The sequence below is a fragment of the Thalassospiraceae bacterium LMO-JJ14 genome, from assembly GCA_021555105.2.
GTDB lineage: Bacteria > Pseudomonadota > Alphaproteobacteria > Rhodospirillales > Casp-alpha2 > UBA4479.
Map to the genome: position 1 here is coordinate 1,532,488 of CP134604.1, position 12,017 is coordinate 1,544,504.

Genomic DNA, 12,017 nt, shown 5'->3' on the forward strand with positions numbered 1-12,017 from the left:
AATATGGATCCTGAATCAAGTTCAGGATGACGAATAGAGAGCAAACAAGGACGAATACGCATGTTGGAAATCAAAGATCTGCACGCCACCGTCGGCGGCACCGAAATCCTCAAGGGGGTCAACCTGACCGTGATGCCGGGCGAAGTGCACGCCATCATGGGACCGAACGGCTCCGGCAAATCGACGCTGTCGTATGTGCTGGCCGGGCGCGAAGGTTATGAAGTGACCGGCGGGCGGATCATCTACGAAGGTGAGGACCTGACCGATCTCGAGCCCGAAGAGCGCGCCGCCAAGGGCATCTTCCTGGCGTTTCAGTATCCGGTGGAAATTCCCGGCGTGCCGAACTCGACATTCCTCAACGAAGCGATCAATGCGGTGCGCCGTTATCGTGGCGAGGACGAGCTGGACAAAATCCAGTTCATCAAGATGCTGCGCGCCAAGACCAAGGAACTGAACATGTCCGACGAGATGCTGAAACGCGCCGTCAATGTCGGTTTCTCGGGCGGCGAGAAAAAACGCAACGAAGTGCTGCAGATGGCGGTGCTGGAGCCGAAGCTGGCGATCCTCGACGAGACCGACTCGGGCCTCGATATCGACGCACTGAAAATCGTCGCCGACGGCGTCAATGCGCTGCGCTCGCCGGAACGCTCAAGCCTCGTCATCACGCACTATCAGCGGCTTTTGGATTACATCGTGCCCGACAAGGTGCACGTGCTGGCCAACGGGCAAATTCAGAAAACCGGCGGCAAGGAGCTGGCGCTGGAACTGGAAGAAAAAGGCTACGCCGACTTCGTCGGGGAGGCTGCCTGATGACGGCTGTTTCGTTCCTCGATGGCGGGTTGAGCGGCAACCGGGTGCTGCCCGGTGACGACCTCGCCTGGTTGAAGGCCCGGCGGCTGGCCGGGGCCGAGCGGTTCGCCGAACTCGGGTTGCCGACGCCGAAGCTGGAAAGCTGGAAGTATACGCGGCTCAGGCCGCTGGACGACACCTGCTATTCGCCGATTTCCGGCGCCGGCGATGAAACGAAGATCAGCGACCTGCCGAGCATCGGCGATGTTGCCGCGCGCCTCGTTTTCGTCGACGGCAAGCTGCGCGCCGATCTGAGCGACATTGCCGATCTGCCGGCGGGGGTTCGCTTCGGCGCGCTCGAGGATATCCTGTCCGCGGATCCCGATTGGGTGGAAGCGCATCTGGGCCGCGTTGCCGGCGATACCAACCAGGCGATGCTGGCGCTCAACGACGCGATGATGGACAGCGGTTTCGTTCTGCATGTCGCCAAGGGCGTCGTGCTCGGCAAACCGCTCGAAGTGGTTTACGTCGGCGGTCTGACGAGCGCGCCGATTGCCTATTTCCCGCGCAATCTGATCGTTCTCGAATCTGGCGCGCAGGCAACGCTGGTAAAGCATCACGTCGGGCGCGGGGTCGGCGCCTATTTCGCCAATTCGGCGACGGAAATCGATGTCGCCGACGGGGCGATCTTCAAGCATTACCGAGTGCAGGCGGAAAACATTCAAGCGACGCACGTCTCGACCGTGCATGCGCGCGTCGGCCGCGATGCGACCTATGAAAGCTTCGGGCTTGCCATCGGCGGGCTGCTGTCCAGAACCGAGGCATGGATCACGTTGGCCGGTGAAGGCGCGCATTCGGGCTATCACGGGGCGTACATGATGCGCGGCAACGAACACTGCGACAACACGTCGTATATCGACATGGCGGTGCCGCACACCACCTGCAAGCAGGTCTTCAAGGGCGTGCTGGACGACGAGGCGCGGGCCGTCTTCCAGGGCAAGATTCACGTCGCCCGCGATGCGCAGAAAGCCGACGGCCGCATGCTCAACAAGACACTGCTGCTGTCCAACAGTGCCGAAATAGACATGAAGCCGGAACTGGAAATCTACGCCGACGACGTGCAGTGCGCGCACGGTGCGACCAGCGGCCAGCTCGACACCACGGCGCTGTTCTATCTGCGGTCCCGCGGTATCCCCGAAGCGCTGGCGCGTAACATGCTGGTGCAGTCGTTCCTCGGCGATGCGCTTAATGAAATCACCGACGAGACGGTCCGCGAAGCCTTCCTCGACCGGGTCGTGCACTGGCTGCCGGCGCACTGCTATCTCGCCGGTGAGTGGAAGGAGTCGGCCTGATGAACGAACTGGCCGCAAAAGCGGGCGCAGGGGCGGGCGATAACTCCATGCACGCCTATGACGTGGCGCGCATCCGCGAAGATTTTCCGATCCTGGGCGAAACGGTTTACGACAAGCCGCTGGTGTATCTCGACAACGGCGCCAGCGCGCAGAAGCCGCGTCAGGTCATCGAGGCGATGACGGACTGCATGGAGCACTATTACTCCAACGTGCATCGCGGCAATCACCGCATGAGCCAGCTTTCGACCGACGCTTACGAGCAGGCGCGCCACAAGATCGCGAAGTTCCTGAATGCGCCCGACCACCACGAGGTCGTGTTCACCAAGGGCGGTACCGAAGCGATCAACCTGGTTGCCGCCAGCTATGGCCGCAAATACCTGAACGCCGGCGACGAGGTCATCGTCAGCGTCATGGAACACCACGCCAACATCGTGCCGTGGCAGTTGCTGCGCGCCGAAAAGGGCATTGTCATCAAGGTCGTCGACTGCGACGACGACGGTAATTTCCGCATGGATCAGTTCGACGAACTGCTGTCGGCGAAAACCAAGATCGTTTCCGTGGCGCATATCTCGAACGTGCTGGGGACCGTGTTGCCGGTCGCCGAAATCATCGCCAAGGCCCATGCGGTCGGCGCGAAAGTGCTGCTCGACGGTTGTCAGGCGGTGCCGCACACGAAAATCGACGTGCAGACGCTGGGCGCTGATTTCTATGTCTTTTCAAGCCACAAGCTGTACGGGCCGACCGGGTCCGGTATCCTGTGGGCGCCGAAGGATCTTTTGAATTCGATGCCGCCGTATCAGGGCGGCGGCGACATGATCGACCGTGTGACGTTCGCCGAAACCACGTTCCAGGACACCCCGCATCGCTTCGAGGCGGGCACACCCGCGATTGTCGAGGCGATCGGTTTCGGCGCTGCCGTGGACTACGTGGAAGGCGTCGGCCTTGAAAACATTCACGCGCACGAGATGGGTTTGCTGCATTACTGCACCGAACGGCTTTCCGCGATCGAGGGCCTGAAGATCGTCGGCAATGCGGACGAGAAGGCCTCTATCGTGTCGTTCGTCATGGACGATGCGCACATCTCCGATATCGGCACCATCATTGACCGCGCCGGTGTCGCGGTGCGTGTCGGCCATCACTGCGCGCAGCCGCTGATGGACCGCTTCGGCATTCCCGGCACGGCGCGCGCCTCATTCGGGCTCTACAACACCAAGGAAGAAATCGACGCGCTTTACGACTCGCTTTTGGTGGTGAAAGAGATGTTTGCGTGATGTTCGGACTGTTCAAAAAGAAAGACGCTGAAAAGGAAAATACGGTGGATCACAACGAAACAGAAAAGTCCGCGGAAGAGATAACGGCCGCCGAGCAGAAGGTCCGCGATTCCCTGCAGCCGCGCACCGCGCCCGAGCGCGACACCTTTGTGCCGCCGTCGTCGATGTCGCACGGGCCGCATGGCATGACGCCGGGCGGGCCGAGCGGGATTCCGGGGTTTGACTATTCCCCTGTCGATCCGAACGAGGAATTCAAGGCAACCGGCGGCAAGCCGCTCGAAGCGGGGGTCGCACCGGCCAGCGAAGAAGCCATCGTTGCCGCCCTGCAAACCGTCTACGATCCGGAAATTCCGGTGAATATCTATGACCTCGGCCTGATTTACGGGCTCGACATCGACGACAAGGGGTTCATCAAGATCGATATGACCCTGACCGCGCCGGGCTGCCCGGTGGCGGGCGAAATGCCGGGCATGGTGGCGCGCGCCGTCGAGGACGTGGACGGCGCCGGTGAGATCGAAGTAACTTTGGTGTGGGAGCCGCAATGGACGCCCGAACGCATGAGCGAGGACGCCAAGCTGGCGCTCGGTATGGGGTTCTAGGCGCTCGCCTGATGCTTCGAGACGCCCCGGATAGGGTCCGGGGCTCATCAGCATGAGGATGAATTTACAAACCGCATCCTGATGAGCGAACAAAGCGAGTGTCTCGAAGGATGAACGGGTTGAACTCGGAATCAGAACGGATTACCTCTAGGGTAATCAAATTGGAGCGATAAACATGACCGAACAGAGCAAACCGCAGTTGATCAGCCTCACCGACACCGCCGCCGAGCATGTGCGCGCGTTGATGAGCAAGAGCGAGACCCCGGTCGCCGGGCTGCGTGTCAGCGTCTCCACCAAGGGCTGCTCAGGTCTTTCCTATGTCTTCGAATACGCGGATGAAAAGCGCCCGTTCGAGGAAGAAGTCGATGCCGACGGGGCGCGTATCTTCATCGACCCGATGGCCACCATGTTTCTGGTCGGCGCCGAAATGGATTACGAGGAAGGCGCGCTGCGCTCGGGCTTCACCTTCAACAATCCGAATGAAAAAAACCGCTGCGGCTGTGGCGAGAGCTTCTCGGTCTAAGAGTTTTTCATGAGCACTTACAAAATGACTTTCGTCCATCCCGATGGACGCCGTCAGGAATGCGACGCGCCGGAAGGGCTGTCCGTGCTCGAAGTCGCGCACCGCAGCATGATCGATATCGAAGGGGCGTGCGAAGGCTCGATGGCATGTTCGACCTGCCACGTCATCGTCGACGATGCCTGGTTCGACAAGCTCGAACCCGCCGTCGAGGAGGAAGAGGACATGCTCGACCTGACCTTCGGCCTGAAAAAGACCTCGCGCCTCGGCTGCCAGATCAGGATGACGGCGGACCTCGACGGGCTGGTCGTCACGCTGCCGAAAGAACACCGCAATCTGATGTGACGTCTTTTCCTACGGAAAAATCTTCATCCCAAATTCATTACTGGAAACTGAAACTAGAAAAATGTTTCAATTCCTTTATGGCTGATACACTTACACCAAAACAGCGTTCTGAACGTATGGCCCGAATCAGGGCGCAAGATACAAAGCCGGAGATGGTAGTTCGAAGGATTATTCATTCCCATGGGTATAGATTTCGATTACATGCAAAAGAACTGCCAGGAAAGCCAGATATTGTACTTCGCCCCCGAAAAAAGGCTATATTTGTGCATGGATGCTTCTGGCATCGGCATCCCAATTGCTCGTTAGCGCGTCTTCCAAAGTCTCGTCTTGATTTTTGGGAGCCGAAGTTGGAGCAAAATAGAAAGCGAGATTTAAAAAATCAATGTGAGCTTAAGATATTAGGATGGGATTTCTTGGTGGTTTGGGAATGTGAGTTAGGAGATATGAACGCGCTCAAATCGCGTTTATTGGATTTTCTTAAAGCCGATATTGGAGACCTTAAAAGTTGTTAAGCTCGGTGGAATTGTTTGCGGGTGCTGGTGGCTTGGCTATGGGAGCGAGCTTGGCGGGGTTTTCTTCTAAAGCTGTTGTCGAATGGGACCGTTGGGCTGCGGACACTATCCGCGAAAACGCGAATGAAGGTTTCCCAATGGTATCTGATTGGCCGCTTTTTGAGGGCGATGTTAGAGATTACGATTATGACTCGATCGCAGAAAAAATTGATTTGGTTGCAGGAGGCCCGCCTTGTCAGCCGTTCTCTATGGGGGGGAAACATCGTGCTCACTTAGATGAGCGTGATATGTTTCCTGCTGCAGTTGGTGTCGTTCGCGAACTTCGACCTAGGGCGTTTCTGTTCGAGAATGTTAAAGGCTTAACACGATCTACGTTCTCAAACTATTTTCAGTATATCATTCTTCAGCTTACTTTCCCGGAGATCATTCGAAGAGCGAGTGAGAGTGCTCTAGATCATTTTGCTCGGCTTGAAAAAGAAAAGACGTCAGGCAAGCGAAGGGGATTAACTTATGAAGTGGTCTTTCGAGTTGTTAATGCTGCCAATTATGGAGTCCCGCAAAAAAGGGAACGTGTGTTTATTGTCGGTTTTCGCCACGATATAGGAGTTAACTGGTCATTTCCCGACGAAACCCATAGCTATGATGCTTTGTTGGAGGACCAATGGATCTCAGAAGCCTACTGGGATCGGCACGCTGTCTCGAAGCGCATGCGACCAAAACTGGACCAAAAACTAATCAAGCGCGTCGAACAAATAAAGAAATCAAACGATAGACCACTAGCATCTTATAAGCCTTGGAGGACAGTAAGAGACGCGTTAGTTGATATGCCTGATCCCCGCCGTAATGCAGCAGGCTTCCACAATCACAAATTCCAGCCAGGAGCGAGAGCTTATCCGGGGCATACAGGTAGCCCAATTGATTTGCCATCCAAAGCGCTTAAGGCGGGTGTTCACGGGGTTCCTGGTGGAGAAAATATGATGGTTTTACCGGAAGGCGCCGTCAGATATTTCACCGTTCGCGAAGCAGCACGCTTACAAACATTTCCCGATGGATACAAATTTCATGGCTCTTGGAGCGAGACAATGCGGCAGTTGGGGAATGCTGTTCCTGTGCGTTTGGGGCAAATTATGGCCTCTAGCGTAGCGCAAGAATTGGCACTGCATTCTGAAAATGAACTTAAAAGAACAATCATGCAGTTAGCAAAAGCATGAATGAAATTGAACCATATAATCCTCTAGACAAACGTCATCTGGGCGAGAGCGTTGCAGACGCATTGCTTCGAAGCGCACCGGAACGGATAGGCAAGATTCAGAAATTTCGCGGTGCAGGAATTTACGCTATTTATTACGTGGGAAATTTTGAACTCTATTCACCGATTGTTATTAGGAATCGAAAAAACCGATTTGATTGTCCGATATATGTTGGAAAGGCAGTTCCCGCCGGTGCTCGGAAAGGAGATTTCGGGCTAGGCCTTGATCCCGGCACGGCGCTGTTTAACCGCTTGAATGAGCACGGCAAAAGTATTGAACAGGCAGACGATCTCGCGTTGGATGATTTCTTTTGTAGGTATTTAGTAGTTGATGATATTTGGATTCCGTTGGGGGAGAGCCTTCTGATCTCAAAATTTCAGCCGCTATGGAATAATTGGGTAGATGGCTTCGGAAATCACGACCCCGGTAGGGGGCGATATAACCAAGAGCGGTCAAGATGGGATGTCCTGCATCCGGGGCGCCCGTTCGCAGCAAAGTGTGCGGATCGAAAAGAGTCACTTGAACAAATTAGAGCTGATGTTCGTGCTCGGCTTCGGGACGCTCACGATTAATCTGGTTTCCAAGCACGTGTTGCTTCGAGGGGCTTAGCGCACGCTCTCGAAATAAACCGCCAGCGCGACGACCATCAGCATGGCGAGGGCCATGGCGATGTTGACGCGGCGGTGCCCCTTGGCGCCCAGCGGCAGGCGTTTCAGCGATGCGCCCATGTAGTTCCACAGCAGGTGGATCGGAAACGACATCGACGAGAAGATGACGAACTTCATGGCGATCTCTACCGCATAGCTTTCGGGATAGAAATTGAAGCCGCCGACGATGGTGGTAAACACCGCATAGGCCTTGGGATTGATCAGCGACAGGGTGGCGCCGTTCACGAACCCGAGCGGCTTGTCGGTTTCGATGATGGCTATGCCGCCGCCCGACGATGCAATCCGCCACGCGAGATACAACAGATAGCAGAGCGATGCGCCCAGCATTACTTCGCGCACATAGGGGATCTGGAACACCAGCGCGGTCAGGCCGCTGGCGACCATGCCCATGACCACCAGCGATCCGACGACGACGCCCACCAGATACGGCACCCCGGCACGAAAGCCGTAGGCCGCTGCATTCCCGGCAACGGTCAGGACGCCCGGCCCCGGCGTGATGATCAGAAAGAAAACGGCGGTGATGAAGGTCAGCACCCGGTCAGGCCAGCTTTACCAGTTGTTTGCCGACATTCTTGCCTTCGAGCATGCCGATGAAGGCATTGGGGGCATTTTCGATCCCCGCCGCGATGGTTTCGAGCGACACCAGCTTGCCGGCGGCGATCAGATCGGCGATCTCGTTCCGTGCATCGGGCCAGACTTCCTTGTGCGCGTTCAGCACGAAGCCTTCCATCTTCAAGGACTTGTCGAAAAACAGGTGCAGGTTCTTGACGCCGTAATGCGCACCCTGCTCGTTGTACGCCGACAACACGCCGCACACCGGGATGCGGCCGAACTTGTTCATGTTGGCGAGCGACGCTTCGAGCACCTGGCCGCCGACATTGTCGAAATAGATATCGACGCCGTCCGGCGCGGCGGTGCGGATCTGGCCTTCCAGATCGGGCGCCTTGTAATCGACGCAGGCATCGAAGCCGAAGGTGTCCTCGACCAGTTTGCATTTGTCCGGCCCGCCGGCGATGCCGACGGCGGTGCAGCCCCAGGCCTTGGCCAACTGGCCGACGACGCTGCCGACCGACCCGGCGGCAGCGGAAACCAGCACGGTCTCGCCCGGCTTCGGCTGGCCGGTGATCTTGAGGCCGACCCACGCCGTGGTCCCGGTCGAGCCGCAGGCGCCGAGATACGCGCTCAACGGTACGCCGTCCTTGGGTGCGACGACGAAATCGAGGTCCGTGCCGTCGGAGGTCACGAACTGCTGCCAGCCGAGCCTGCCGACGACATGCGTGCCGACCGGGAAGTCCGGGTTCTTGCTTTCGATGATCTCGCCCAGCACACGGCCGATCATCAGGTCGCCCGGCTGCAAAAAGCGCGGCGCATAGGTCCAGCCGCCGCCCATCAGCATGCGTTGATAGGGATCGAGCGAAAGATACAGGTTCTTCAGCAAAAACTGGCCGTCGGCGACTTCCGGCATCGGTGTCTCGACGATGTCGAAGTTGTCCGCCACCGGCATGCCGTTGGGTGTGCTCTTGAACAGAACCTGTGTGTTGGACATTTTCGTCTCCCGCTATCGTAATTTTCCCGCTGGTTCATTATCTTGTGTCTATGCGCCGGTCAAACAACCCGAGCGGCCGAATGGGGAGAATTATTCATGGACGCTGAACTGCGCCAAAAGCTGGAAAACGTTGCCGTGGCGACGCTGACCACCGTGATGTTCAAGAAAGGCATCGCCACGACCTGGATCAAGGGCAGCGCGCCGTATTGCTTTACCGGCAAGCGCGTCGTCGGTCCGGCGTTCACCATGCGCTATGCACCGGCGCGCGAAGATCTGGCGACGCCCGAGGCGTGGAAATCGCCGACGTCGACCCGCGCCGCGATCGAAGACATGCCCGAGGGCTGCGTCTGCGTGATCGATTCCCGGGGCGAGGACGCGGCGGGCGTGATGGGCGACATCCTTGCCGCGCGCATGAAGAAACGCGGCGTCGCCGCCATGGTGACCGACGGTGTGATGCGTGACAGTGCCGGGGTCAAGGCGGTCGGCCTGCCGATCTGGTGCAACGGCACGGCGGCCCCGGCGGCGGTACATAAAATGGCCTTCGTCGGCTGGCAGGAACCCATCGGCTGCGGCGGCACGACGATCTTTCCGGACGATATCATCGTCGCCGACGATGACGGCGCGGTGGTGATTCCGAAAGCGATGGTCGAAGACGTCGCCGACGCCGCCGTGGCGCAAGACCATTTGGAAGCCTGGATCGTCACCCAGGTCGAAGAAGGGTATCCGCTGCCCGGCCTTTATCCGCCCAACGACGAAACCATGGCGCGCTACGAAGACTTCAAGAAGAACGGGGGCTGATTATGGACGACGCGAGAAAACCTGATATTCCGGCACCTTACACCGGCCCCAACGTGACCGACGGGATCGCCGAGATTTTCATTCAGGACGCCTTCGCGAACGACGACGAGCGGCTCTGGGTGCCGTTGGCGCCGGGGCGCTGGTCGCGGCCGCTGTGCCTCAATGTGTCGCAGGGCTATTGGGTGCATCTGACCAAGGTCGTCGGCGGCGGGTTTCTGTCGCGCCACCGCCACCCCGCGCCGGTGCACGGCTTCGTCATCAAGGGCTCGTGGCGCTATCTGGAAAAGGACTGGGTGGCCGGGCCGGGCTCGTACCTGTACGAGCCGCCGGGCGAGATTCATACGCTTGTCGTCGATGCGGACTGCGACGAGATGATCACCCTGTTCCACAACACCGGCGCACTGCTGTACTGCGACGAGGCGGGCAAGATCACCGGCTCGACGGATGTGTTCGACCGCCTGGATGCGTGTCGCAAGCACTTCATCGAGGTGGGCTTAGGCGCCGATTACGTCGAGAATTTCATTCGCTGACAGGACACGACCGCGATGGCATTTTACGGCCGCACACCCATTCCCTTGATCGCCGCGGCGATCCTGCTGGCGACGCTTCTGGTCTACAAGCTGTATGCGCCGAAGATCGATCCCGTCGACATGACGCTTTATCCCGACGACGTGCAGTTCGTTGCCGAGGGCAAGGCGGTCTATGACGCACGCTGCGCCAGTTGCCACGGTGCCAATCTGGAAGGGCAGGGCAACTGGAAGCAGCGCAATGCCGAAGGTCTGCTGCCCGCCCCGCCGCACGATGAAAGCGGCCACACCTGGCATCACGCCGATGCGGCGCTGTTCAAGGTGACCAAGCACGGCCCGCAGTTCGTCGCCGGCCCCGATTACAAGAGCGACATGCCGGCCTTCGAGGGCGTGTTGACGGACCGCGAAATCCTCGCCGCGCTGTCGTACATCAAGTCGACCTGGCCGGCCGAGGTCCGTGCCACCCATGACGAAATCAACAAAAGAGCCGGGCAGCAGTAACCGTTCGTCCGACATGCCCCCCCTCACCTGTCCTCTCCCCCACTGCGTTGGGGGGAGGGACTCACGGACCGATGCACAGCTTTTCTTATCCCTCTCCCCTTTTAGGGGGAGAGGTTAGGTGAGGGGGCTTCAGATAAACGACTGCTCCCTGACCGTCGCCGTGCGCATGCCGTCCGGCGTCTCGACCTCGACGCGGGTTGTGTCCTTCCAGTGTGTCATGCGGATCATGCCGATGGCGACGTTGGTCTGAAAATCCGGCGACCACACGGCTGACGTCACGCGCCCGACCCGCTCGCCGTCGGCAAAGACGGGCCACTTATCCATGCACGGCGGGACTGCGTCGCCGTCGATGGCAAAGCTTCGGATCTGGCGAATGGGGCCTTCCTGTGCAACACGCAGCAGGGCGTCACGGCCGACACAGCCGATGGCGGTGAAGGTGTCGCAAAACCGCCCAAGCCCGCATTCGTGCGGCGTGTTCCTGCGCGTCATGTCGTTGCCGTAAGACAGCAGGCGCGCTTCGATCCGCTCGATCAGGTTCGGGCAGCCGGCGCGCACCTCAAGATCGGCACCCGCCGCCATCAGCTTGTCCCAGACGGCTTCGCCGTGCTCGAAGCCATCGACATAGATTTCGAAGCCACCCTGTTTCGAATAGCCGGACCGGGCAATCGCCATGTCGCGGCCTTCGACGTTGATCATGGCGAAGCGGAAGAATTTGATATCGCGGACCTGATCGCCGAACACGCGGGCCATCAGCTCTTCCGATTTCGGCCCCTGCACGGCGAGCGGCGAGACGTCGGGTTCAATCACGTCGACATCGAGCCTGAAGCCGTAGGCCAGCCCCTTGGCCCAATACAGAAGATCGCTGTCGGCGATGGAGATATAGAATTTCTCTTCTGAGAATTTGAGCGCCACCGGATCGTTCATCATGCCGCCGGTTTCGTCGACGATGGGCACGTAATAACACTGTCCCGGCGTCATGCCGCGCAGGTCGCGGGGCGTCAGCATCTGCATCAGCCGTGCCGCATCGGGGCCGCGAATTTCGATCTGCCGTTCGCAGGCCACGTCCCAGATCTGCACGTGACGCTTCAGGTGATGATAATCGTCCTCGACGCTTGTAAACATCGTCGGCAAAAGCATGTGATTATAGATCGTGTATCCCTTGACCCCTGCCTGCTCGACGCGGGGGGTGAACGGGGTGGAACGCAGGCGGCGCGAGATCGAGAGCATCGGTGCGGTCATGGCGTAATCCCTGAACAGCGCGTTATTGTCCTGGCACTCTGGAACAGTTTTATCGTACTGCATATCAGAAAGTTATTTGCTGCACCCTCGGAACATCGTA

General features: G+C 58.6%; 15 protein-coding genes. 12 read left to right on the forward strand and 3 right to left on the reverse strand.

Translation table 11 applies throughout. From position 1 onward, the window contains the following. The first annotated feature begins 60 nt into the window (after positions 1-60). From sufC to L2D14_07415, 9 genes are all read left to right on the forward strand, one after another. The gene (gene sufC / locus L2D14_07375) at positions 61-810 is read left to right on the forward strand and encodes a Fe-S cluster assembly ATPase SufC (protein ID WNK01241.1); all 750 of its coding nucleotides are present in this window, start codon (positions 61-63) and stop codon (positions 808-810) included. After that, a complete protein-coding gene (gene sufD / locus L2D14_07380; protein ID WNK01242.1) occupies positions 810-2,141 on the forward strand; it encodes a Fe-S cluster assembly protein SufD in 1,332 nt (443 codons plus the stop codon). Before sufC ends, sufD begins: the two co-directional genes overlap by 1 nt. Next, positions 2,141-3,412 carry a cysteine desulfurase gene (locus L2D14_07385; GenBank protein WNK01243.1) on the forward strand — a complete coding sequence of 424 codons (1,272 nt, stop codon included), beginning with the start codon at positions 2,141-2,143 and terminating at the stop codon, positions 3,410-3,412. The genes sufD and L2D14_07385 overlap by 1 nt, the downstream gene beginning before the upstream one ends. Next, a complete protein-coding gene (locus tag L2D14_07390; GenBank protein WNK01659.1) occupies positions 3,412-4,011 on the forward strand; it encodes an SUF system Fe-S cluster assembly protein in 600 nt (199 codons plus the stop codon). Before L2D14_07385 ends, L2D14_07390 begins: the two co-directional genes overlap by 1 nt. A gap of 175 nt (positions 4,012-4,186) precedes the next feature. Further along, on the forward strand, positions 4,187-4,534 hold the full coding sequence (locus L2D14_07395) for an iron-sulfur cluster assembly accessory protein (GenBank protein ID WNK01244.1): 348 nt from the start codon (positions 4,187-4,189) through the stop codon (positions 4,532-4,534). Positions 4,535-4,543: 9 nt separating this feature from the next. Further along, the gene (locus L2D14_07400; GenBank protein ID WNK01245.1) at positions 4,544-4,876 is read left to right on the forward strand and encodes a ferredoxin family 2Fe-2S iron-sulfur cluster binding protein; all 333 of its coding nucleotides are present in this window, start codon (positions 4,544-4,546) and stop codon (positions 4,874-4,876) included. Between the two features lie 77 nt (positions 4,877-4,953). After that, the gene (gene vsr / locus L2D14_07405; GenBank protein ID WNK01246.1) at positions 4,954-5,388 is read left to right on the forward strand and encodes a DNA mismatch endonuclease Vsr; all 435 of its coding nucleotides are present in this window, start codon (positions 4,954-4,956) and stop codon (positions 5,386-5,388) included. Positions 5,389-5,393: 5 nt separating this feature from the next. Continuing rightward, positions 5,394-6,599 carry a DNA cytosine methyltransferase gene (locus L2D14_07410; GenBank protein ID WNK01660.1) on the forward strand — a complete coding sequence of 402 codons (1,206 nt, stop codon included), beginning with the start codon at positions 5,394-5,396 and terminating at the stop codon, positions 6,597-6,599. Next, positions 6,596-7,210: an Eco29kI family restriction endonuclease gene (locus L2D14_07415; GenBank protein ID WNK01247.1), complete on the forward strand. Its 615-nt coding sequence runs from the start codon at positions 6,596-6,598 to the stop codon at positions 7,208-7,210. The genes L2D14_07410 and L2D14_07415 overlap by 4 nt, the downstream gene beginning before the upstream one ends. Before the next feature lie 33 nt (positions 7,211-7,243). Here L2D14_07415 and L2D14_07420 read toward each other — a convergent pair whose 3' ends face one another. Together L2D14_07420 and L2D14_07425 are read right to left on the reverse strand one after the other, a co-directional pair. Continuing rightward, positions 7,244-7,840 (reverse strand): LysE family translocator, encoded by a 597-nt coding sequence (locus tag L2D14_07420; GenBank protein WNK01248.1) that lies wholly within the window; start codon positions 7,838-7,840, stop codon positions 7,244-7,246. 4 nt (positions 7,841-7,844) lie between these two features. After that, positions 7,845-8,852, reverse strand: a complete 1,008-nt coding sequence (locus tag L2D14_07425; GenBank protein ID WNK01249.1) for an NADP-dependent oxidoreductase — start codon at positions 8,850-8,852, stop codon at positions 7,845-7,847. Positions 8,853-8,948: 96 nt separating this feature from the next. Here L2D14_07425 and L2D14_07430 point away from each other — a divergent pair, with 96 nt between their 5' ends. From L2D14_07430 to L2D14_07440, 3 genes are read left to right on the forward strand one after another with little or no spacing between them, the layout of a single operon-like run. Continuing rightward, on the forward strand, positions 8,949-9,650 hold the full coding sequence (locus L2D14_07430) for a ribonuclease activity regulator RraA (protein ID WNK01250.1): 702 nt from the start codon (positions 8,949-8,951) through the stop codon (positions 9,648-9,650). A 2-nt stretch (positions 9,651-9,652) separates the two neighbouring features. Further along, entirely contained in the window at positions 9,653-10,180 is a 528-nt protein-coding gene (locus L2D14_07435; protein WNK01251.1) for a 2,4'-dihydroxyacetophenone dioxygenase family protein, read from the forward strand. Positions 10,181-10,195: 15 nt separating this feature from the next. Then, complete coding sequence (locus tag L2D14_07440) at positions 10,196-10,678, forward strand: cytochrome c (protein WNK01252.1); 483 nt, start codon at positions 10,196-10,198, stop codon at positions 10,676-10,678. Between the two features lie 129 nt (positions 10,679-10,807). Here L2D14_07440 and L2D14_07445 read toward each other — a convergent pair whose 3' ends face one another. Beyond that, entirely contained in the window at positions 10,808-11,917 is a 1,110-nt protein-coding gene (locus tag L2D14_07445; protein WNK01253.1) for a dimethylsulfoniopropionate demethylase, read from the reverse strand. Positions 11,918-12,017 lie beyond the last annotated feature (100 nt).

Excerpts from the sequence above, each read along its gene's own strand:
- sufC (WNK01241.1), top strand. The coding sequence starts at position 61 with ATGTTGGAAATCAAAGATCTGCACGCCACCGTCGGCGGCACCGAAATC.
- sufD (WNK01242.1), top strand. The coding sequence starts at position 810 with ATGACGGCTGTTTCGTTCCTCGATGGCGGGTTGAGCGGCAACCGGGTG.
- L2D14_07385 (WNK01243.1), top strand. The coding sequence starts at position 2,141 with ATGAACGAACTGGCCGCAAAAGCGGGCGCAGGGGCGGGCGATAACTCC.
- L2D14_07390 (WNK01659.1), top strand. The coding sequence starts at position 3,412 with ATGTTCGGACTGTTCAAAAAGAAAGACGCTGAAAAGGAAAATACGGTG.
- L2D14_07395 (WNK01244.1), top strand. The coding sequence starts at position 4,187 with ATGACCGAACAGAGCAAACCGCAGTTGATCAGCCTCACCGACACCGCC.
- L2D14_07400 (WNK01245.1), top strand. The coding sequence starts at position 4,544 with ATGAGCACTTACAAAATGACTTTCGTCCATCCCGATGGACGCCGTCAG.
- vsr (WNK01246.1), top strand. The coding sequence starts at position 4,954 with ATGGCTGATACACTTACACCAAAACAGCGTTCTGAACGTATGGCCCGA.
- L2D14_07415 (WNK01247.1), top strand. The coding sequence starts at position 6,596 with ATGAATGAAATTGAACCATATAATCCTCTAGACAAACGTCATCTGGGC.
- L2D14_07425 (WNK01249.1), bottom strand. The coding sequence starts at position 8,852 with ATGTCCAACACACAGGTTCTGTTCAAGAGCACACCCAACGGCATGCCG.
- L2D14_07430 (WNK01250.1), top strand. The coding sequence starts at position 8,949 with ATGGACGCTGAACTGCGCCAAAAGCTGGAAAACGTTGCCGTGGCGACG.
- L2D14_07435 (WNK01251.1), top strand. The coding sequence starts at position 9,653 with ATGGACGACGCGAGAAAACCTGATATTCCGGCACCTTACACCGGCCCC.
- L2D14_07440 (WNK01252.1), top strand. The coding sequence starts at position 10,196 with ATGGCATTTTACGGCCGCACACCCATTCCCTTGATCGCCGCGGCGATC.
- L2D14_07445 (WNK01253.1), bottom strand. The coding sequence starts at position 11,917 with ATGACCGCACCGATGCTCTCGATCTCGCGCCGCCTGCGTTCCACCCCG.